17 protein-coding genes are annotated in these 21366 nt (G+C 71.1%); 2 read left to right on the top strand and 15 right to left on the bottom strand.

Features of this window, described 5'->3' with window-relative positions; all coding sequences use genetic code 11:
- Positions 1–3: 3 nt before the first annotated feature.
- The 9 genes from ruvA to pgsA form a co-directional block, all read right to left on the bottom strand.
- A complete protein-coding gene (gene ruvA / locus ABZ953_RS22555) occupies positions 4–615 on the bottom strand; it encodes a Holliday junction branch migration protein RuvA (RefSeq protein WP_361726648.1) in 612 nt (203 codons plus the stop codon).
- Complete coding sequence (gene ruvC / locus ABZ953_RS22550; protein WP_361726646.1) at positions 612–1187, bottom strand: crossover junction endodeoxyribonuclease RuvC; 576 nt, start codon at positions 1185–1187, stop codon at positions 612–614. The genes ruvA and ruvC overlap by 4 nt, the downstream gene beginning before the upstream one ends.
- 103 nt (positions 1188–1290) lie before the next feature.
- Complete coding sequence (locus tag ABZ953_RS22545) at positions 1291–2043, bottom strand: YebC/PmpR family DNA-binding transcriptional regulator (RefSeq protein ID WP_361726644.1); 753 nt, start codon at positions 2041–2043, stop codon at positions 1291–1293.
- Between the two features lie 98 nt (positions 2044–2141).
- Positions 2142–2759 (bottom strand): pyridoxal 5'-phosphate synthase glutaminase subunit PdxT, encoded by a 618-nt coding sequence (gene pdxT, locus ABZ953_RS22540; RefSeq protein WP_361726642.1) that lies wholly within the window; start codon positions 2757–2759, stop codon positions 2142–2144.
- Positions 2759–3673 carry a pyridoxal 5'-phosphate synthase lyase subunit PdxS gene (gene pdxS, locus ABZ953_RS22535; protein WP_361726640.1) on the bottom strand — a complete coding sequence of 305 codons (915 nt, stop codon included), beginning with the start codon at positions 3671–3673 and terminating at the stop codon, positions 2759–2761. Before pdxS ends, pdxT begins: the two co-directional genes overlap by 1 nt.
- Before the next feature lie 162 nt (positions 3674–3835).
- Complete coding sequence (locus ABZ953_RS22530; RefSeq protein WP_361726639.1) at positions 3836–4381, bottom strand: hypothetical protein; 546 nt, start codon at positions 4379–4381, stop codon at positions 3836–3838.
- A 220-nt stretch (positions 4382–4601) separates the two neighbouring features.
- Positions 4602–5765: a glycosyltransferase family 4 protein gene (locus ABZ953_RS22525; RefSeq protein WP_361726637.1), complete on the bottom strand. Its 1164-nt coding sequence runs from the start codon at positions 5763–5765 to the stop codon at positions 4602–4604.
- Complete coding sequence (locus ABZ953_RS22520; RefSeq protein WP_361726635.1) at positions 5762–6727, bottom strand: phosphatidylinositol mannoside acyltransferase; 966 nt, start codon at positions 6725–6727, stop codon at positions 5762–5764. Before ABZ953_RS22520 ends, ABZ953_RS22525 begins: the two co-directional genes overlap by 4 nt.
- On the bottom strand, positions 6724–7395 hold the full coding sequence (gene pgsA, locus ABZ953_RS22515; RefSeq protein WP_361726633.1) for a phosphatidylinositol phosphate synthase: 672 nt from the start codon (positions 7393–7395) through the stop codon (positions 6724–6726). The genes ABZ953_RS22520 and pgsA overlap by 4 nt, the downstream gene beginning before the upstream one ends.
- 258 nt (positions 7396–7653) lie before the next feature.
- On the opposite strand from pgsA, the gene ABZ953_RS22510 reads away from it, so the two are divergent.
- On the top strand, positions 7654–9852 hold the full coding sequence (locus ABZ953_RS22510) for an elongation factor G-like protein EF-G2 (RefSeq protein WP_361726631.1): 2199 nt from the start codon (positions 7654–7656) through the stop codon (positions 9850–9852).
- 183 nt (positions 9853–10035) lie between these two features.
- On the top strand, positions 10036–11703 hold the full coding sequence (locus tag ABZ953_RS22505) for a hypothetical protein (protein ID WP_361726629.1): 1668 nt from the start codon (positions 10036–10038) through the stop codon (positions 11701–11703).
- Positions 11704–11789: 86 nt separating this feature from the next.
- On the opposite strand, the gene ABZ953_RS22500 is transcribed toward ABZ953_RS22505, so the two are convergent.
- From ABZ953_RS22500 to ABZ953_RS22475, 6 genes are all read right to left on the bottom strand, one after another.
- The gene (locus ABZ953_RS22500) at positions 11790–14978 is read right to left on the bottom strand and encodes a M20/M25/M40 family metallo-hydrolase (RefSeq protein ID WP_361726627.1); all 3189 of its coding nucleotides are present in this window, start codon (positions 14976–14978) and stop codon (positions 11790–11792) included.
- Between the two features lie 220 nt (positions 14979–15198).
- Positions 15199–16611: a helix-turn-helix transcriptional regulator gene (locus ABZ953_RS22495; protein WP_361726625.1), complete on the bottom strand. Its 1413-nt coding sequence runs from the start codon at positions 16609–16611 to the stop codon at positions 15199–15201.
- A 103-nt stretch (positions 16612–16714) separates the two neighbouring features.
- The gene (locus tag ABZ953_RS22490; RefSeq protein WP_361726623.1) at positions 16715–17284 is read right to left on the bottom strand and encodes an HIT domain-containing protein; all 570 of its coding nucleotides are present in this window, start codon (positions 17282–17284) and stop codon (positions 16715–16717) included.
- Positions 17285–17360: 76 nt separating this feature from the next.
- The gene (gene thrS / locus ABZ953_RS22485; RefSeq protein ID WP_361726621.1) at positions 17361–19337 is read right to left on the bottom strand and encodes a threonine--tRNA ligase; all 1977 of its coding nucleotides are present in this window, start codon (positions 19335–19337) and stop codon (positions 17361–17363) included.
- Between the two features lie 104 nt (positions 19338–19441).
- Positions 19442–20659: a hypothetical protein gene (locus ABZ953_RS22480; protein ID WP_361726911.1), complete on the bottom strand. Its 1218-nt coding sequence runs from the start codon at positions 20657–20659 to the stop codon at positions 19442–19444.
- Positions 20656–21222, bottom strand: a complete 567-nt coding sequence (locus ABZ953_RS22475) for a DUF4365 domain-containing protein (RefSeq protein WP_361726619.1) — start codon at positions 21220–21222, stop codon at positions 20656–20658. The genes ABZ953_RS22480 and ABZ953_RS22475 overlap by 4 nt, the downstream gene beginning before the upstream one ends.
- Between the last annotated feature and the right edge of the window lie 144 nt (positions 21223–21366).

Genomic DNA, 21366 nt, shown 5'->3' with positions numbered 1-21366 from the left:
TGGCTAGCGGGTGCGGTTCAGGGTCTGGAGTGCGGCCTTGAGGAGTTGGCCGACCTGCGGGGTGCCCTTGGTGGCCTCGGCCTGCGGGGCGACGGCGGTGACGGCCTCGTCGGCCTCACGGGTGGCGTACCCGAGGCCGATCAGCGCGGCGTGCAGCTGCTCGCGCCAGCCGGAGGTGACGGCGGTGCCGATCGCGGGGCCGCCGGTGCCGAGAGGCTCGCCGAGGCGGTCCTTGTACTCGAGGAGGAGCTTCTGGGCGCCCTTCTTGCCGATGCCGGGGACGGCGGTGAGGGCCTTCTCGTCGCTGGTGGAGACCGCGCGGCGCAGGGCGTCCGGGCTGTGCACGGCAAGCATGGCCTGGGCGAGGCGCGGGCCCACGCCGCTCGCGGTCTGCAGGAGCTCGAAGGTCTGGCGCTCGTCGTCGTCCGCGAAGCCGTACAGGGTGAGGGAGTCCTCCCGTACGACCAGGGACGTGGCGAGCTTGGCCTGCTGGCCGATGCGGAGCGTGGAGAGCGTGTTCGGCGTGCACTGGACGGCCATGCCGATGCCGCCCACTTCGAGCACCGCCGCATCGGGGGCGAGGGCGGCGACGGGGCCGCTGACGAAGGCGATCATGCGGTACGGCCTTTCTGTGCTGCGGGGGTTCGCGTGGCGTGCTGGGCCACGGCCTGCTGGAGACGGTTCTGTGCGACGGCCTGCTGCAGGCGGTTCTGCGCGGGAGCGCGCCAGATGTGGCAGATGGCGAGGGCCAGGGCATCCGCCGCGTCGGCGGGCCTGGGCGGTGCGTCGAGCCGCAGGAGCCGGGTGACCATGGCACCGACCTGCGCCTTGTCGGCGCGTCCGCTGCCGGTGACGGCGGCCTTGACCTCGCTGGGGGTGTGCAGGGCGACGGGGATGCCGCGACGCGACGCGCAGAGCATGGCGACGGCGCTGGCCTGGGCGGTGCCCATGACCGTGCGTACGTTGTGCTGGCTGAACACCCGTTCCACGGCGACGACTTCGGGGCCGTACTCGTCGAGCCACTGCTCGATGCCCTGCTCGATGGCGACGAGGCGGTGGCCCAACTCCGCGTCGGCCGGGGTGCGGACGACCCCGACGCCCCGCATGGCCAGCGGCCGTCCGGCCACACCTTCGACGACGCCGACACCGCACCGGGTCAATCCCGGGTCAACTCCCAGCACGCGCACGTAGCCCCTCCCATCGCCTGTCTGTGCAGGCTATCGGGTCCCTCTGACAGCGCGACGGGCCGACGGGGGTGTGTCCCGTCGGCCCGTTCACACAGCGGGGCGCCTACGCGTCGACCTGCGCCATGACCTCGTCGGAGACGTCGAAGTTGGCGAAGACGTTCTGCACGTCGTCGCTGTCCTCGAGGGCGTCGATCAGCTTGAAGATCTTCCGGGCGCCGTCCTCGTCGAGCTCGACCTGCATGGTCGGGACGAAGTTGGCGTCGGCCGAGTCGTACTCGATGCCGGCTTCCTGGAGCGCGGTGCGGACCGCGACCATGTCGGTGGCCTCGCTGAGCACCTCGAAGGACTCACCGAGGTCGTTGACCTCCTCGGCGCCCGCGTCGAGGACGGCGGTGAGGACGTCGTCCTCGCCCAGCTCGCCCTTGGGGACGATCACGACGCCCTTGCGGTTGAAGAGGTACGAGACGGAGCCCGGGTCGGCCATCGAGCCGCCGTTGCGGGTCATGGCGACGCGCACGTCGGAGGCGGCGCGGTTGCGGTTGTCGGTGAGGCACTCGATGAGCACCGCGACGCCGTTGGGGCCGTAACCCTCGTACATGATCGTCTCGTAGTCGGCGCCACCGGCTTCGAGACCGGCGCCGCGCTTGACCGCGGAGTCGATGTTCTTGTTCGGGACCGAGCTCTTCTTGGCCTTCTGAATGGCGTCGAAGAGGGTCGGGTTACCCGAGATATCGGCGCCGCCCGTGCGGGCCGCGACCTCGATATTCTTGATCATCTTCGCGAAGAGCTTGCCGCGCTTGGCGTCGATCACGGCCTTCTTGTGCTTCGTCGTAGCCCATTTAGAGTGGCCGGACATCTGCCTGTCTCCTTCGCGTTACCCAACAACCAGTAAGAACTCTCCCAGACCCTGGAGCGTGTGGCTCTTGGGCCCCGGGGCGGTCCCCGGAGATCCTACTAGGATCCCGCTCGCGGGTTGCCCCTCGCCGTCGCCGCCCTCGCCATCTCCACGAACAGCGCGTGGACGCGATGGTCCCCCGTCAGTTCGGGGTGGAACGACGTGGCGAGCGCGTTGCCCTGGCGCACGGCGACGATGTGTCCCCCGTGTTCGGCGAGCACCTCGACCTGGGCGCCGACCGACTCGACCCAGGGCGCCCGGATGAAGACGCCCTCCACGGGGGTGCCCTCGACGCCCTTGACGTCGACGGCCGCCTCGAAGGACTCGTTCTGCCGGCCGAAGGCGTTGCGGCGCACAATCATGTCGATGCCGCCCACCGTCTCCTGGCCCGAGCGCGGGTCGAGGATCTTGTCGGCGAGCATGATCATGCCCGCGCAGCTGCCGTAGACCGGCAGCCCCGCACGCACGCGCGCGCGAAGGGGCTCCATCAGGCCGAAGAGGGTGGCCAGTTTGGAGATGGTGGTGGACTCACCCCCGGGGATGACCAGACCGTCGACCTCGGCGAGCTCTTCGGGGCGCCGGACCGGCCTGGCCACGGCGTCCGCCGAGGCCAGGGCGATCAAGTGCTCCCGTACGTCCCCCTGAAGGGCGAGGACGCCTACTACGGGAGTGGTCATCACCAGCCTCGGTTCGCGTAGCGCTCGGTCTCCGGCAGGGTGTCGCAGTTGATGCCGACCATGGCCTCACCGAGGTTGCGGGAGGCGTCGGCGATGACCTTCGGGTCGTCGTAGAAGGTGGTGGCCTTCACGATGGCGGCGGCGCGCGCGGCCGGGTCGCCCGACTTGAAGATGCCGGAGCCGACGAAGACGCCCTCGGCGCCGAGCTGGCGCATCAGGGCGGCGTCGGCGGGGGTGGCGACGCCACCGGCGGAGAAGAGGACGACCGGCAGCTTGCCGAGCTCGGCGGTCTCCTTGACCAGCTCGTACGGGGCGCGCAGATCCTTGGCGGCGGCGTACAGCTCGTTGTTGTCGAAGCCGCGCAGCCTGGCGATCTCGTTCTTGATCTGGCGCAGGTGACGGACGGCCTCGACGACGTTGCCGGTGCCGGCCTCGCCCTTGGAGCGGATCATGGCCGCGCCCTCGGCGATACGGCGCAGGGCCTCGCCCAGGTTGGTGGCGCCGCACACGAACGGGGTCGTGAACGCGAACTTGTCGCTGTGGTTGACCTCGTCCGCCGGGGTCAGGACCTCGGACTCGTCGATGTAGTCGACGCCGAGGGACTGCAGGACCTGGGCCTCGACGAAGTGGCCGATGCGGGACTTGGCCATGACCGGGATCGAGACGGCCTCGATGATCTCTTCGATCATGTTCGGGTCGGACATCCGGGCCACGCCGCCGTCCTTGCGGATGTCGGCGGGCACGCGCTCCAGCGCCATGACGGCGACGGCGCCGGCGTCCTCGGCTATCTTCGCCTGCTCGGCGTTGACGACGTCCATGATCACGCCGCCCTTGAGCTGCTCGGCCATGCCGCGCTTCACGCGCGCGGTGCCGGTCTCGGGCGTCTGGTTGCTGCTGGAGGGGGTGCTGGACACGGAGTTGACCTCACTCGAGGGAGACGGCTGCTGCGTCTACGAGGAAACTCCCGGCCACCAGGCCACAGCAAGGGCCAATGGGTTACCGGTGGCTCATTTTTTCGTGATGTGGCAGGTCAGGAGCGTACGGGTGTACTGACCCGGCTGACCCGGGGCACGGCGCTACGCGGTTGCCCGGTCGGCCAGGGCGACCGGCGGCTCGTCGTCCATCTCGAAAGCCAACGGGAAGGGTGCGTGACCGGCCAGCCGGAACCAGCGGACCGTGCGGTGGCGGCGCAGCGCGCGGGCGGCGCGCACCGCGTCGTTGTGGAAGCGCCGGGCCATCGGCACCCTGCGTACGGCCGCGGCCAGCTCCGTGGCCGCCTCGTCGCCGCCCGGGGCCTCGCGTACCGCCTCGACCTGCTGGACCTCGCCGAAGATCGCCCGCAGCGCCTGGCTGAGCTCGCTCTCGGCGACCTCGCGCTGTTCCTCCTCCGCCTGGCGTGCCGCGTGGGCCGCCTCGTAGAGCACGATCGAGGCGGCGGGGTCAAGGACTCCGGAGGTGGCCAGCTCCTGGGCCACGGAGGCGCGGCGCAGCAGTTGCGCGTCGAGGGCGGCGCGGGCCGCGTCGATACGTGCGTGCAGCCTGTCGAGTCGTCCCGCGGTCCAGCTCAGGTAGAGGCCGATCGCGAAGAGGGCTACCGCGATCCAGATCAAAGTGGAGGTCACGGGCCGCAAGGCTACCTTCGGGCGGGGGCGCCTTGGGCCGGGTTCCTGTGGGTTGTGGCGCCTTGCCGAGGTGATTCGGGGGCGCTGCCCCCGTACCCCCGGTCCTCAAACGCCGGACGGGCTGAAATGCTGGCCTCGCGCCCCCGGTCCTCAAACGCCGGACGGGCTGAAATGCTGGCCTCGCGCCCCCGGTCCTCAAACGCCGGACGGGCTGGAATGCTCAGCCCTTCTGCGCCAACCCCAGTCTCGCCCGCAAGCCCACCCTCTCGTCCTCCGCCACCGATGCCGCGCCGTCCGTCACCGTTTCGTAGACCGCGAGGATGTCCGCTCCCACCGTCGACCAGTCGAAGCGTCGTACGTGCGCGCTGCCGCGGTCGTGCAGGCCCTTGCGGCGGGCCGGGTCGGCGAGGAGGCGTACTGCCGACTTCGCCAGGGAGTCCGCGTCCTCGTTGGTGAAGAGGTCGCCCGCCGCGCCCTGGTCGAGGACCTGGGCGAAGGCGTCCAGGTCGCTGGCGAGGACGGGCGCGCCCGCGGACATCGCCTCGACCAGGATGATTCCGAAGCTCTCGCCGCCGGTGTTCGGCGCCACGTACAGGTCGACGCTGCGCAGCAGCCGCGCCTTGTCCTCGTCGCTGATCATGCCGAGGAACTCCACGCGGGAGCGGAGTTCGGCGGGGAGCGAGGCGACCGCCTCCTCCTCGTCGCCGCGGCCCGCGACAAGAAGGCGGGCGTCCGGGCGCTCGGCGAAGATCTGCGGGAGCGCCTTCATCAGGACGGGCAGGCCCTTGCGGGGCTCGTCGATGCGTCCGATGAAGCCGATGGTCTCGCCCTGCCACTCGGGCCTGGGCTCGGCCTCGGCGAAGAAGTCGACGTCGACGCCGTTCGGGATGACGACCGCGTCGCCGCCGAGGTGCTCGACGAGCGTGCGCCGGGCGTACTCGCTCACCGCGATGCGCGCGCTGATCTTCTCCAGGGCGGGCTGCAGGATCGGGTACGCGGCGATCATCGCCCGGGAGCGCGGGTTCGACGTGTGGAACGTCGCGACGATCGGCCCTTGTGCCGCCCAGCAGGTGAGCAGCCCCAGCGAGGGCGACGTGGGCTCGTGGATGTGGATGACGTCGAAGCTGCCCTCGCTCAGCCAACGGCGCACCCGCGCGGCCGACAGGAAGCCGAAGTTGAGCCGGGCCACGGAGCCGTTGTACGGGACGGGGACGGCTCGTCCCGCCGACACGACGTACGGCGGAAGGGGTGTCTCGTCGTCGGCCGGGGCGAGGACGGAGACCTCGTGCCCGAGGCGGATGAGGTGCTCCGCCAGATCGCGGATGTGGAACTGGACGCCGCCCGGCACGTCCCACGAGTACGGGCAGACGATGCCGACCTTCACGAGGGCTCCCCCGGTCCTGCCGTGTCGGGACGGTCCGTGTCGGGACGGGCCGTGTCGGGACGGGCCGTGTCGGGGCGGGGTTCCAGGTCGTCGAGCCACAGACGCTGCAGCATGTGCCAGTCCTCCGGGTGGTCGGCGATACCGGTGGCGAAGGCGTCGGCCAGCGCCTGCGTCATGACAGACGTCTTCTCGGTCCGGGTACCTGTCTCGGGGACGTCGACGGGTGGGTGGATCCGGCCCTTCATGACGGACGTACCGTCATACCAGAGCGTGACGGGCAGCAGGAGCGCGCCGGTCTGCTGGGCCAGCATCGCCGGGCCCGCGGGCATACGGGCGGTGTCTCCGAAGAACTTCACCTCGACGCCGGAGGCCGACAGATCGCGGTCCGCGACGAGGCAGATGAGCCCGCCCGCGCGCAGCCGCCGGGCCAGCGTGCCGAAGGCGGAGCCCCCCGTGTGCGGCAGGACCTCCATGCCGAGGCTCTCGCGGTAGGCGACGAAGCGGTCGTACAGCGTCTCGGGCTTGAGGCGCTCGGCGACCGTCGTGAAGGGGGTCTCCAGCTTGGTGGTGACCCAGGCGCCCGCGAGGTCCCAGTTGCCCAGGTGCGGCAGCGCGATGATCACGCCCTTGCCCGCGGCGAGCCCGCCGGTGAGGTGGTGGACGTCCTGGACGTCGAAGCCGCCCTTGATGCGCTCCCTGCTCCAGGACGGGAGCCGGAAGGACTCCATCCAGTACCGCAGGTAGGAGCGCATGCCCGCCTTGGAGAGCTCGGCGAGCCGCTGCGGGCTCGCGTCGGGCACCACGCGCGCGAGGTTGGCCTCCAGGCGAAGGACGCCCTTGCCGCGGCGCTTCCAGACCGTGTCGGCGATGGTGCGGCCGAGCCGTGCGGCGACCGGTTCGGGGAGCTTCTTGACGGTGCTCCAGCCGAGTCCGTACAGCGCGTCGGTGAATCGGTCCTTCACTGCGCGGCCTCACTCTCCTGCGCCCCGGAGTCCGCGGCGGCGTCCGCCTCCGCGGACTCCCGGCGCACGGTCACGACGCGCTGGACGAGGGTCACCATGCTGCCTGCGGCGACGATCCACAGGGCGATGGGCAGCAGGACCTGGATGCCGGGGACACCGAACTTGTGCAGGCCCGCGAGGCCCGCGGCGACCAGCGAGATCACCAGGCGCTCGGCGCGCTCCACCAGGCCGTTGACGGCGACGGGCAGGCCGATGGCCTCACCGCGGGCCTTGGTGTACGAGACCACCTGACCGCTCGCCAGACAGAAGATGGAGACGGCGCACAGGATGTTGTCGTCGCCGGACCCGGCGTACCAGAGGGCGAGGCCTCCGAAGATCGCGCCGTCGGCCACCCGGTCGAGCGTGGAGTCCAGGAAGGCGCCCCAGCGGCTGGAGCGGCCGAGCTGGCGTGCCATGTTGCCGTCGACGAGGTCCGAGAACACGAACAGCGTGATGACGATCGTGCCCCAGAAGAACTCTCCCCTGGGGAAGAAGACCAGCGCTCCCGCCATCACACCGGCCGTGCCGATGAAGGTGACGGCGTCGGGGCTCACCCCCCGGCGGATGAGAAACGCGGCGAACGGCGTGAGGACACGCGTGAAGAATGCACGCGCGTACTTGTTCAGCATGGCCTTCCCGAGGGTTCGGTGCGCCGCGTGGCCCCGTTGGCCACCGGCTGGCCCATCGTAGTCACGCGGTTGACCGACCGGCTCGCCCCCTCACGATCGCGTACGACGTATGGACGCACAGTGACCCGAGTGGAAAGCTCGAAAGCACCGCGGGCGTCGCACGAGCCGACCCGCACGCGGCCCCGCGTGTCCGCGAGCAGCCAGCATCCCCGAGGGGGCTGTGCCTCCTCACCGTGTTCGTGACCGGGAGGCCAAGGCATGGGCGACAAGGCGAATGCACACCCCGGAGCCGCCGGCAGGGCTACAGCGGCCGACCACCCCGCGTCCGTACGGAATGTGGTGCTGGTCGGCCACAGCGGATCGGGCAAGACGACTCTGGTGGAGGCCCTCGCGCTGACCGCGGGGGCGGTGAACCGGGCCGGCCGGGTGGAGGACGGCACCGCCGTCTCCGACTACGACGAGATAGAGCACCGGCAACAGCGCTCGGTGCAGCTGTCCCTGGTCCCCGTCGAATGGGGCGGCTTCAAGATCAACCTACTGGACACCCCCGGGTACGCCGACTTCGTCGGGGAGCTGAGGGCCGGTCTGCGCGCCGCGGACGCGGCCCTTTTCGTCGTCTCGGCGGCGGACGGCGTGGACGGTTCGACCCGCATGGTGTGGGAGGAGTGCGCGGCGGTCGGCATGCCGCGGGCCATCGTGATCACCCATCTGGAGTCGGCCCGCGCCGACTTCACCGAGATGACCCGCACCTGCGCGCAGGCGTTCGGCGCCGACGACCCCGACGCCGTGCTGCCGCTCTACCTGCCGCTCCACGGCGAGCAGGGACCGGACGGCCACGCCCCGGTGACCGGCCTGATCGGGCTGCTCTCGCAGCGGATCTTCGACTACGCGTCCGGCGAACGCAAGGAGTCCGAACCGGGCGACGACCAGCTGCCGCTCATCGAGGGCGCACGCAACAAACTGATCGAGGGGATCATCGCCGAGAGCGAGGACGAGTCCCTCATGGACCGCTATCTCGGCGGCGAGGACATCGACTTCAAGACACTCGTGGACGACCTGGAACGGGCCGTCGCACGCGGCATCTTCCATCCGGTGCTCGCCGCGGCGCCCGCCGCCGAGGGCTCACGCCAGGGCATCGGGACGGTCGAGCTCCTGGAGCTGATCACGGGCGGCTTCCCCACCCCGCTCGAACACCCGGCGCCCGCCGTGACCACGCCGGGCGGCGCGGCCCGCCCCGCCCTCGCCTGCGACCCGCAGGGCCCCCTGGCGGCCGAGGTCGTGAAGACGGCGTCCGACCCCTATGTGGGCCGGATCTCGCTCGTACGCGTCTTCTCCGGCACCCTGCGGCCCGACGAGACCGTGCACGTCTCCGGGCACGGCCTGGCCGACCGCGGCCACGAGGACCACGACGTCGAGGAGCGCGTCGGCGCGCTCTCCTCCCCCTTCGGCAAGCAGCAGCGCACGCTCACCCGGTGCGTCGCGGGCGACTTGGCGTGCGTGGCCAAGCTGAACCGCGCGGAGACCGGCGACACCCTCTCCGCCAGGGACAACCCGCTTTTGATGGAGCCCTGGGACATGCCCGACCCGCTCCTGCCGCTCGCCATCCAGGCGCACAGCAAGGCCGACGAGGACAAGCTGTCCCAGGGTCTTTCGCGGCTGGTCGCCGAGGATCCGACGATGCGGCTCGAACAGAACCAGGACACCCACCAGGTGGTCCTGTGGTGCCTGGGCGAGGCGCACGCCGATGTCGCCCTGGAGCGGCTGCGCAGCCGGTACGGCGTCCAGGTCGACGTGATCGCGTACAAGGTCTCCCTCCGGGAGACGTTCGCGGGCAGGTCGGGGGGCCGGGGCCGCCATGTGAAGCAGTCCGGCGGGCACGGCCAGTACGCGATCTGCGAGATAGAGGTCGAGCCGCTGCCCGGCGGCAGCGGCATCCAGTTCGTCGACAAGGTCGTAGGCGGCGCCGTCCCGCGGCAGTTCATCCCGTCCGTCGAGAAGGGCGTGCGCGCCCAGGCGGCCAGGGGCGTCGCCGCCGGGTACGCGCTGATCGACGTCCGCATCACGCTCCTCGACGGCAAGGCGCACTCGGTGGACTCCTCCGACGCCGCGTTCCAGACGGCGGGCGCGCTCGCGCTGCGCGAGGCCGCGTCCGGGGCCAGGATCCATCTGCTCGAACCGGTCGCCGAGGTGCAGGTGCTGGTCGGCGACGACCACGTCGGGGCGGTGATGAGCGACTTGTCGGGGCGCCGCGGCCGGGTCGTCGGCACCGAGCAGGCTCCCGGCGGGCGGACCCTCGTACGGGCCGAGGTCCCCGAGATCGAGATCGGCCGGTACGCGGTGGACCTGCGGTCCCTCTCGCAGGGCACCGCCCGGTTCAGCCGTACGTACGCACGCCACGAGCCGATGCCCCCGCAGCTCTCCGAGAGGATCCGCGAACAGGCGCAGGACACCGCGTAGTTGAGCCGCCCCCGCGCCGTCCGCCCGCTCGCGCGCCTGCGGGCGGGCGGCCTTCGGGTGCCCCCTGACGGATGTCGGTGCGCACGGATACGCTGATGACCTGATCAGCAGACGCGCCGGTCGGCAACAGGTGTGCCGGACAGGGAAGTCGGGAAGAGCCGCAGCAGCGAAGGCGTCGCGGCGATGGGGGCGGCAGTGGCGGACGATGTATTCGACTTCAGGCCCGGGGCCCAGGTTCCGCTCTCGGGTGCCGCGGGACAGACCGCGGCGACGCACGCCCTGGCCTCGGCGGCGTACCGCGACGGTGATATCGACGGCATCCTCGCGGCCAACAACGAATGGCACAAGTCCGAGGTGAAGTCCGGGATCTGGTCGCTGTTCAAGCCGAACCTGGGCGAGGCGTTCGCGCGGACCGTGCAGGTGCGGATGCTGGGCGGCGGCCGCAGCCCCCTCATCCAGTCCTTCGGGACCGAGCCGCAGTCGGTCGTCGAGCACTGCCTCGCGGCGAGCCGCATCCGCAAGGAGCGCGACAGCTGGCTGACCGCCGTGACGGTCCTGTGCGGTGTGCTCTTCCTGCCGGGACTGTTCGTCTGGCTGCTCGTCTTCACCATCAGGCGGCAGGTCGCCAAGAGCGAGGACAAGCGCGCGGGCGCGCTCGCCACGGCGGTCCTGGTCGCGGTGGGCGTGCTGGCCGCCCTCGCCCTCCTCAAGCTGCCCTTCGGCGGCTTCTGGGCCTGGTATCTGCGGGCGGCGATCGTGCTGCCCGTAGTGGGCTGGTTCTGGGCCAAGCAGATCGCCGAGCGCACCGCGAGGGACCTGCGCGAGCGCTGGTCGAGCCTGCTCGCGGGCGGCGGCATCGGCGCCAAGATCCCCGAGGCGGTGCCCGGCAGCCCCGGCGAGACGGCCGCCGAGCGGCTCCGGCAGGGCCTGGCCAGGCTCTCCGCGGAACAGCAGAGCAACTCCGTCTTCTACGCCGGGCCCAAGGGCATATTGGGCATGGGCACCCGCTGGGGCAGCTGGCAGCTGGCCGAGGAGCTGGTGCCCGCCGACCCGGGCAAGGAGATCCACCCCTTCCGCAGCTGGGATGTCATACGCGCGGTCCACGACCAGCTGCGCATGCTGGAGCGCGGCCCCCTGCACACGGGCGGCTTCCCCACGCCGGACATAAAGCACTGGATCGTCTCCCCCATCGGGGAGAACGCCAAGGCGGTGGCGCGCCCCACAGGCACGGACGTCGAGGCCTTCCAGATCCGCGGCCACGAGATACAGCGCATCTGCAACGAGCAGCAGTTCGGCAGCGGCAACCGGCACTACCTGGGCGTGCAGTTCACGCTCTGGGACGGTCAGCTGGTCATCACGATGCTGATCACCGTGACCGTGCTGCACGAGACGCTGCGCATCGAGGTCACCGGCCATGCCCTGGGCCCCGTGCACCCGCTGTTCACCACGAAACCCTCGCCGAAGACGAAGACGGTCGCCAAGCCGATCAGGTTCTGGGAGACCACCACCCGCAACCTGCCGCTGATCGACGCGGACGAGGTCGTGCGCCTCGCGGTCCGTGCCCCCTTCACCTGGTATCCGCCGATCCTCGACCACCTCGGCGGCAAGCTGGTGCTGCCCGAGCCGTTCGGCCTGCGGCACGCCTGGGCGGACAAGCCGTGGCGGCACCGGTTCATGGCGGACGACGCGCTGCGCGCCGCCACGCCCGTGCTGCGCGTGGTCCACTCGGCCGCGATCAAGGTCCTCGACGAGAACGGCGTGAACACCGAGAAGTTCGGCGCCCGTTCCGGCTTCCTCAGCGGTGCGATCCAGGACCCGATGCCGAGGAAGGCGGACGTGTACGACGCGTGAGACGGGGGCGGCGGGGCGCAAGCACGCACCCCACCGCCCCCTTGGACCTCACCGGCAGCCCCGGCGGGGACTGCCGGCGAGATCGGTCAGATGGGCTGCCACAGGGCGGGGACGTTCGGCGGCTCCCAGCCCGGATAGGCGGTGTGGCCCTGGATGCAGCGGTAGCGGACGCCGTTGTAGGTCACCACGTCCCCTGCCGCGTAGGTCCCGCCCAGCCGCCAGGTGGTCTCGCCGCCGCCCGGCACGGTGAGGGTGTAGGTGGTGCGGTGGCTGACCTGCCCGTTGCCCGTGAAGGTCAGCGTGTACGTGCCTGCGGCCGTGCCCGCCGCGACCTCGACGGTGGCCGTCGCGGACTCACCGGAGAGCACCGACTCCGGGCTGATGGAGACGCTCACTCCGGACGGGGCGCCCGAGGCCGTGAGCCCCACCTTCTGCGCCGTACCACTGGTCGTGGTGGTGGCGAGGGTGACCTTCGCCGAGGAACCCGGCTGGACCGTGCCCGATGCCGGGTCGGCGGAGAGGGAGAAGTCGTCCGTCGGGGCGGGCTTGTCGCCGACGGATGTCTTCCACAGCGCGTACGCGACGCCGTCCGAGCTGCGGTCCAGCGAGGTGGCGCTGACGTTGGCGGTGGTGTCACAGGCGGAGTGGTAGCACGAGTCGTACGCACGGCCCGCGGTGCCGCCCCACTTCGCGGCCTCGGAGGCGGACTTCGTCGCCGAGGCGCCGGTGGCGTAGCCGGAGGTCGCGATGCCCACGCGCTGGAAGGAGGCGTCGTCCGAGCGTCCCTGGCCCTCGACGTTCTCCTGGGGTGCGAGGTTGAGGGAGGACCAGTAGTCGCGCAACGGGACCGAGGCCGCGGAGTTCAGGTTGTTGATGAAGTACCCGGCGTTCGACGAGCCCACCATGTCGAAGTTGTAGTACGCCTTGATCTTGGCGCGTTCCGTGCCCGAGAGCGATCCGGCGTAGTAGTCCGAGCCGTTCAGGCCCTGCTCCTCGTCGGTCCACCAGGCGAAGCGGACGCGGTTCTTCATGGCGGGGTTGTTCTGCGCCAGGGTCAGGGCGGCCTCCAGGATCGCGGCGGATCCGGAGCCGTTGTCGTTGATCCCGGGCCCCGCCGCCACGCCGTCGAGGTGCGCGCCGAACATGTAGACGTTGTCCGCGTCGCCCTGCGGCCACTCGGCGATCAGGTTGTTGCCCGCGCCCGCGGAGCAGCCGGAGGCGCAGGTCTGCTCGGTGACCTTGTATCCGGCGGCCTCCAGCTTGCCCTTGACGTAGGTGAGAGAGGCCCGGTAGCCGGCGCCGGTGGACCGGCGGTTGCCGCCGTTCTGCGAGGCGATGGTGTTGAACTGCGTCAGGTGCGCCCGCACCTTCTCCACGTCGATGTCCGGCGGGAGCGTCGGGTTGCCGCCGCCGCCCACGGTCAGCGTGTACCGGGCGGTGTGCGTCTTGGTGCCCGCGGTGCCCGTGACGGTGATCGGATAGGTGCCGGGCGTGGTGGACGCCGAGGTGGTGATCTTCATGGTGGCGTTGGAGCCGGACGTGACGGTCCCCGGGTCGAACGTGACGCCCACGCCCGTCGGCGCGCCCGCGGCGGTCAGCGAGATCTGCTGGGCGCTGCCGGTGACGGTCGTGGTGTTGACCGTGGCGGTGGCCGAGGAGCCCGCGTCGACCTGGCCCGAGGCGGGGTCGAGCCCGAGGGAGAAGTCGTTCTGCTGCCCGGAACAGGTCGGGTCACCGCTCTGCGCCGGGATGCTGATGGCGTCCCAGGCCGCCTTGGTGGCGTTGAACAGGTCGCAGCTCGCGTCCAGGTTCTTCGCCGAGGTGAGCGTGGCGCTGCGGTAGCGCTTGTACGTCATGCCGCTGGTCTTGAGCAGCATGGCACCGTAGAAGATCTTGCCGGCGTTCTTGTTGCCCACGCCGGTCACCTGTTGGTTGTTGCAGGTGGGGCTGGAGGGCTTGCCGCCGCCGGGGCTTGAACCCTCGGCGAGGAGGTAGAACCAGTGGTTCATGGGCCCGGCCGCCTTGTGCTCCTCCGTGTTGGGGATCGAGGCGGAGTAGCAGTTGGGGTCGTTGTTGACCCGGCTCGGGTCGTACATGTTCCGGATCGGGCCGCGTCCCTGGAGGTTGATCATTTCCCCGACGGTGTAGTCGGGGGTGTCGTAGGGGGCGGGTTCGTTGATGTACGCCTCGGTCAGGGCGCCCATGATGTCGCCGGTCGCCTCGCCCAGGCCGCTCTCGTGGTTCGCGCCGCCGGGCGTGTTGGAGTCCAGGCCGTGGCCGAACTCGTGGGCGACGACGTCGACTCCGGCGATCCACTCGTTGGCGCTGTTGTGGCCGATGGTGACGGCCGAGCCGTCCCAGTAGGCGTTGAGCTCGTTGAGGCCCACGCTCACCGGCCAGCTGCCGCCGTTGCCGTTGTGTCCGTTGCGGCCGAACCACTCCTTGAGCATGTTCGACTGCTTCTGCGCGGCGAACATCACGTCGACGCAGCCGGTCTCCCGGCTGGTGGGGTTGCCGGTGCCCCAGTCGTCGGTCGCCTTGGAGAACACGCTGCCCTGGTAGCTCGAACACTGCAGACCGGGGCGGGTGGTGTCGCGCAGCACGTAGTTGTTGCCGGACCGTGAGGTGTCGATGGTCAGCGGGTCGGGGCCGTTCCACTTGCTGTGGCCGGTTCCCGCGCGCACGTCGTCGTAGGTGTCGATGACCTTGCCGGTGCGCGCGTCGACGAAGACGTGCAGCTTGCTGGGGTCGCCCGCCTTGGTCCGGCCGGTCAGCCGGGTCTCCCAGGCGAGCGTGGGCGTGTCCTTTTTGACCCGGACCACCAGGCGCTTGGAGTCGACCTTCTTGACCGACGCCAGCTTCGTGCGGCTCGTCCTGACCGCCTGGGCGGCCGTCACCTCCGCCTCGGTGGTGACCGAGATCCTCGCGTCGGTCGCGGACTGGACGGAGCGGACCTTCCCCTCGCCGTCGGCGAGGACCACCGCGTCACCGCCCACCACCGGAAGGCCGCGGTAGGTGCGTTCGTACGCGACCGAGTACAGGCCCTTGGCCCAGGGGGTGACCTGGTGTCGGTCGTACTGCTCCGCGGGCCCCGCGGCCAGCGAGTCGAGGCCGCTGCGCACGGCCTTGTCGGCGGCGGCGACGGCCTTCGCGAGGGGGTCGGGCTTGCCCGCGGAGGGTGCGGTCTGCGCCGCCGAGGCGAGGGAGACCGGCACCGTCACCCCCGCGAGTGCCAGGGCCAGGGTTATCCCGGCCGCTGCGGATCTTCGTAGCATCACGGCTCCTTGTGAGAGGTGTTGCAGCTCTGCTGGGCCAGGGGGAGCACGTGTGCGTCAGGCCTTGCGGTCGTGCCCGCTGCTCCACTCTCGGTCTGGCGGTGACATGACATCCTCGTGGCTGGCGGAACCCTCACACCGGCCCGGCCCGCGGTCAATGGATTCCGGGCCTCCGGCACGCCCTGTCAAGAATTGGCAAGCGTGCCAGAGCCCGCACACCTCACTCCGACACGCCCCGCAGCCGCTCCCGGTACTCCCGGACCTCCGGCACATCCCCCCAGCGCCCGGCAAGCCGGCTGTGCAGCCCGCGCAGCTCGACGGTGACCATCAACTCGCGCGCGCTCGCGGCCTCGGCGAGGACGGGCTGCGCCAGGGTCACCGCAGCGACCGGATCACCGGCGCACGCCCAGCTGTCCGCGAGGCGCAGGGTGAGCAGCAGCCGCGCGGAGCGCATCACGGGCGGCAGCAGCGCGTACGACCGGGCGGTGGCCTCGATCGCACGCCGGGCCACCGCACGGTCCTCCGTCGCCACCGCCAGGTCGCGCAGCGCCCCGCCGATCGCCGACTCGAGCCGCAGCACGCCCTCCGCGCCCGAGAGCCAGGGCGCTTCGAGACGGTCCCGGTCGTCGAGGCGCGCGAACCTGCGCCGCGCCATGGAGATGTGCTGCCGGCACGCGGCGGCGTCGTGGCACAGCGCGTACGCCCGCGCCTGGTACAGATCGGCGAGGGTCGCCATCCAGCGCCGTCTGGCGTCCACCGCCCCGATGGCCTCCGCGTATCCGAGCGTCGACGCGGCGTCCCCGTCGAGCCGGGCGAGGGTGGACATGTCGCTGAGGAGGGTCGCCCGGGCCTCGGCGTCCCGGGCGGCGTCCGCCCACCGCAGACCGTGCCCGAACCAGGCCATGGCGACGCCGCCCTGCCCGCGCTCCATCCGCAGCCGCCCGGCGACCTGGGCGTACTGGGCGGCGAGCCGCAACTGGCCGTACGGCAGCCGGCCCGTGGAGTTGAACGCCTCGGCCCAGCGGGCCACACCGCGCAGCAGCCGCTCCACGGTGTTCGCACACGCGTCGGTGACATCGGCGAACGCCGCACGGATCAGACAGGCGAGCACGGCGGTCAGCCCGTGCAGCAGCTCCGCTTCCGCCCCGGCCGGCTCCCCGGCACGGTCGTACGGCCCGGTCAGCCCGGTCAGCAGCTCCGTCACGGAACTCCGGGAGGGCGTCGCGCAGCCCACCCTGCCGTGCAGCGGGCAGGCCAGACCCTCGGCGGGAAGCCGCTCCGGCCACGGCTGCGCGGCCAGCGGCGCCTCATCACCGGGGGTGTCCGCCCCGGGGATCGGGGAGAACAGCGTGGGCGCCGTCAGGCGCAGCCCCGGCCCGCCCGGCGACGGGGCCCGTAAGGCGATGGCGACGGCGAGCCGACCACCCGTCTCCAGGACGGCGTCGAGCCGGTTCACCAGATCGAAGGGAGGCTCCCGCACCCCGCCCTCGAGCCTGCTGATGAAGCTGTGGTGGTAGCCCACGCTCCTGCCGAGCTGCAGCTGGGTCAGCCCGGCCCGCCGACGGTGGAAACGCAACTGCCGCCCGAACTCGGCCCACCCCGGTTCGACCGCCTCCGACACGCCGACGGACATGACCCCTCCCTGCCCCGCTCTCCCTGAAGGCAGAGTGACAGGTGGGGCTGGTCCGCCCAACCCTCCTGCTGCACAGGGGGGTTGACGATATGCAACAGCCTCGCTACTGGCCCGTCGGCGTGGGCCAGGCGTCCGCGAGCATCTTGCGGGTGTCGCCGAGCAGCTGCGGCAGCACCTTCGTGTGCCCGACCACCGGCATGAAGTTCGTGTCGCCGCCCCAGCGCGGGACGATGTGCTGGTGCAGGTGGGCGGCGATGCCCGCGCCCGCCACGGTCCCCTGGTTCATCCCGATGTTGAAGCCGTGCGCGCCGGACGCGGTGCGCAGCGCCGTCATCGCCTGCTTGGTGAGCTCGCCCAGCTCGGCGGTCTCGGCCACGGTCAGTTCGGTGTAGTCGGCGACGTGCCGGTAGGGCACGACCATCAGGTGGCCGCCGTTGTACGGGTACAGGTTGAGCACCGCGTACACCTGCTCGCCGCGCGCGATCACCAGGCCGTCCTCGTCGGACTTGGCCGGGATGGAGCAGAACGGACAGCCGTCGTCGGCCCCTGGGCCCGTGGGCTTGTTCTCGCCCTGGATGTACGCCATCCGATGGGGCGTCCACAGGCGCTGGAACGCGTCCTGCGTCCCGACTCCGATCTGCTGCTCCGGCTCAGTCGTCATAGTGCTCAGCATATTCTCCATGAGCGACACGACGAGGGGCGACCCCCGAGAGGGCCGCCCCTGAACCCCCGCTCGCGCGGGGACCACGTCACACCTGTACGCGACGCTCCACCACGTCGACGAGCTTCGCGATCGCCTGATCACGGGGGACCCCGTTCTCCTGCGAGCCGTCGCGGTAGCGGAACGACACCGTGCCCGCGGCCATGTCGTCGTCACCGACGATGATCATGAACGGCACCTTGCTCCGCTGCGCGTTGCGGATCTTCTTCTGCATGCGGTCCGACGACGCGTCCACCTCGACCCGCAGCCCCCGCTTCTTCGCCTCCGCGGCGAACTCCTCCAGGTAGGGCACGTGCGCGTCGCCGATCGGGATGCCGACGGCCTGCACGGGAGCCAGCCACGCCGGGAACGCGCCCGCGTAGTGCTCGAGGAGCACCGCGAAGAACCGCTCGATGGAACCGAACAGCGCGCGGTGGATCATGACCGGGCGCTGCTTGTTGCCGTCGGGGCCCGTGTACTCCAGGTTGAAGCGCTCCGGCAGGTTGAAGTCGAGCTGGACGGTCGACATCTGCCAGGTCCTGCCGATGGCGTCCTTGCACTGCACGGAGATCTTCGGGCCGTAGAACGCGGCGCCGCCCGGGTCGGGGACCAGCGGAAGGCCCTGCGCCTCGGCGACCTGGCGCAGCGTCTCGGTGGCCTCTTCCCAGACCTCGTCGGAGCCGACGTACTTCTCCGGGTCCTTGGTGGACAGCTCCAGGTAGAAGTCGGTCAGGCCGTAGTCGCGAAGGAGGTTCAGAACGAAGGTGAGCGTACGGTCGAGCTCCTGCGCCATCTGCTCCTTGGTGCAGTAGATGTGCGCGTCGTCCTGGGTGAAGCCGCGGGCACGGGTCAGTCCGTGCACGACGCCCGACTTCTCGTACCGGTACACGGTGCCGAACTCGAAGAGGCGCAGCGGCAGTTCACGGTAGGAACGCCCGCGCGCATCGAAGATCAGGTTGTGCATCGGACAGTTCATCGGCTTGAGGTAGTAGTCCACGCCCTCGTCGAGCTGCATGGGCGGGTACATGCCGTCGGCGTACCAGTCCAGGTGCCCGGAGGTCTCGAAGAGCTTCCCCTTCGTGGCGTGCGGGGTGTAGACGAACTCGTACCCCTCCTCCTCGTGCCGACGGCGCGAGTAGTCCTCCATGACCCGGCGGATGATGCCGCCCTTGGGGTGGAAGACGGCGAGGCCCGAGCCGATCTGCTCGGGGATGGAGAAGAGGTCGAGCTCGCTGCCGAGCTTCCTGTGGTCGCGCTTCTCGGCCTCGGCGAGGAACTCCAGGTGCGCCTTCAGCTCGTCCTTGGAGGGCCAGGCGGTGCCGTAGATGCGCTGGAGCATCGGGTTCTTCTCGCTGCCGCGCCAGTAGGCGGCGGCGTTGCGCATGAGCTTGAACGCCGGGATGTTGCGGGTGGTGGGCAGGTGGGGACCGCGGCAGAGGTCCTTCCAGCACAGGTCCCCGGTCTTGGGGTCGAGGTTGTCGTAGATGGTCAGCTCGCCGCCGCCCACCTCGACGTCCGCGCCGTCGTCGCTGGACGCGGAGCCCTTGATGCCGATGAGCTCCAGCTTGTACGGCTCGTCGGCGAGCTCCTCGCGGGCGGCGTCGTCGGTGACGACGCGGCGCGAGAAGCGCTGGCCGCGCTTCTGGATCTCCTGCATCTTCTTCTCGACGGCCTTGAGGTCCTCGGGCGTGAACGGCTTCTCGACGTCGAAGTCGTAGTAGAAGCCGTCCTTGACCGGCGGGCCGATGCCCAGCTTGGCGTCGGGGAAGAGCTCCTGCACGGCCTGCGCCATGACGTGCGCGGTCGAGTGGCGCAGGATGTTCAGGCCGTCCTCGGAGGAGATCTCGACGGGCTCGATCTCGTCACCGTCGGCCACGGCGTACGCCAGGTCCTTCAGCTCGCCGGCCACGCGGGCGGCGACGACGGTGCGCTCACCGGGGAAGAGCTCCGCGGCCGTAGTGCCCGTCGTCACCACGCGCTCTTCCCGCTCGGAATCGCGATGGATGATCACACGGACGTCTGACACCGGTCTCTCCTACCTGAAGGGGGCTGCGCCGCTCTCTGTCACGCGTGCGCAAGGGGAATCGTACCGAGCCGCGGCCCCCCGCCGCGAAACGGATATCCCCTCCGTCACTCCGTACCGAAAAAGTCCAGGTTCTCCTGGAGCGACTTCATGAGCCGGTCGCGCTCCTCGTCGTCCACCTGCACCGGCACCACCCCGCTCGCCCCGGTGAGCCTGCGGAAGCCGCCGCGGCTCTCCAGCCTGCCGTGCACCCGGATCGGCAGCCCGACCAGATGCGCGTGGCCCGCGACACGGTACGACTCCTCGTCCAGCGTCATCCGTACGTGCGGGACGTCGGCGCCCGCGATCACCCGGACCCGCACCGCCCCGTCCCCGCGCGCCGCCGAGCGCCGCATCCGCACCACGGTCCCGGTGAGCCGCACCGGCACCGACGGCTCGTCGCGCAGATACCGGGCACCCGCCTCCCGGAGCACCGCCAGATCGCCGGGCGAGAACTCGACGGGCTCGGCGCGGGCCGCGCACCCCTCGGGCACCCCGGCGCCCGGCGCCCACTCCACGGCGACGCGCGCCCCCTCCGTACCGCGCACCAGCGCGACGAGCGCCTCGGTCAGCTCGTGGCTGACGCCCGCCTCGACCGCGCCGTCGAAGGCGTCCATGCCGCCGGTTGCGCGCTGGTAGTCGACGGCCTCCCGGGCCGCGTACAGCGCTTGGTGCAGCCGGACCGCGAGCGGCCGGCCGGCCGGCACGGGCACGAAGGCGGTGAGCTTCCGCCCGCCCGTCGCGGGCCCGACCAGGACGTTCTCCAGGGACGCCGCGGCAGAGCCGCGGTGCCGCGCGCCGTAGTACCCGGCGCGGCCGCGCGCGGCGAGCGCCCCGGCGAGCAGCATCTGCCGTGCCGCGGCGCGCAGTCGCTCCTCCGCGGGCCAGGTCGCGGTGTCCGCGGGCCCCACCGGCACATCCCGCCACCAGTGGATCTCGTCGCTGGGCACGGCGAGCCCGACGAGCACCCCGCGCGCGGCGGGCGAGGCGCTGCGGGAGAGCGCGACGAGTGCCTCGCCGAGCAGGTCCTCGCAGTCGGGGAAGGCCCGGCTCTCGGGCACGAGGAGGCTGGTGCCCGCGCCGCCGGGGCCGGGTGGCGTCCACCGGGCATACCGGCCGGGGGTGCCGCCGCGCCGCTGCCAGCCGTGCCGGGCAAGGAGTGCGCCGAGCACCGCGGGGTCCACCAGGGCGGGTTCGGGCGGCTGCGACCACTGGCCCGCGGCCGGGGCCGGGTGCGGGCGGACGGGAGGCGCCGGCTCGTCGTGCTCGAAGGGGCGGTGCATCAGGGTCTTCCTCCCGTCCCGACGCGCGTCATGATCTCGCAGAGTGCTCGGTCGTCGAAGATCCGCGAGGTCGGGACGCGCACGGTGGTCCTGCGCCGGCCGGTCACCGGCTGTCCGGCGAGATTGGTCCAGTAGCAGCAGTGCCGCAGGTCGAGCCGGTCGTGCCCGGCGCGCAGCCAGTCGTCCCGGGACCGGGGCACGATCATCACGACGAGGATCTTGTGGACCGAGACCGGCGTGCGGGCGAGCTTCACCAGGTGCGCGTTGTCGAGCGTGAAGGAGAAGGCGGGCCCCGCCGGGTTCGGCGGCAGTTGGTACGTGCACTTCAGCTGGACCTTGATGGTGACCTCGTCGTCGACCGTGTGCCCGGGGGCGCTGTGGCTGACGTGCCAGTCGATGCCGTTGTCGGGGAAGGGCTGCGAGAGCGAGCATCCGGCCGCCGCCGCGACGGCGTGCAGGTAGCCCACCTGAAGCGTCTCCATACAGGCGGTGGTGGCGAGAGTGCCGCGCGGCGGTGCGATCCGCTCGGGCAGCAGCCCACCCTGTTCGGGCTGCGCGAGCGCCATGGTCAACAAGCCTTCCGAACCTGGTGGTTACCCGCTCGGGCCGTCGGTTTTCAGGTCCCGTACCTCTGTTGTCTCCGGGCTGCGTACAGCGCAAACGGCCCGGGTATCACCAGCGTGGGCAGGGGACCGAACGTCATCTGCCGG

Source organism: Streptomyces sp. NPDC046465, from assembly GCF_040646035.1.
GTDB lineage: Bacteria > Actinomycetota > Actinomycetes > Streptomycetales > Streptomycetaceae > Streptomyces.
The sequence above is the reverse complement of the archived record's forward strand: the minus strand, read 5'-3'. Positions and strand labels throughout refer to the sequence as shown.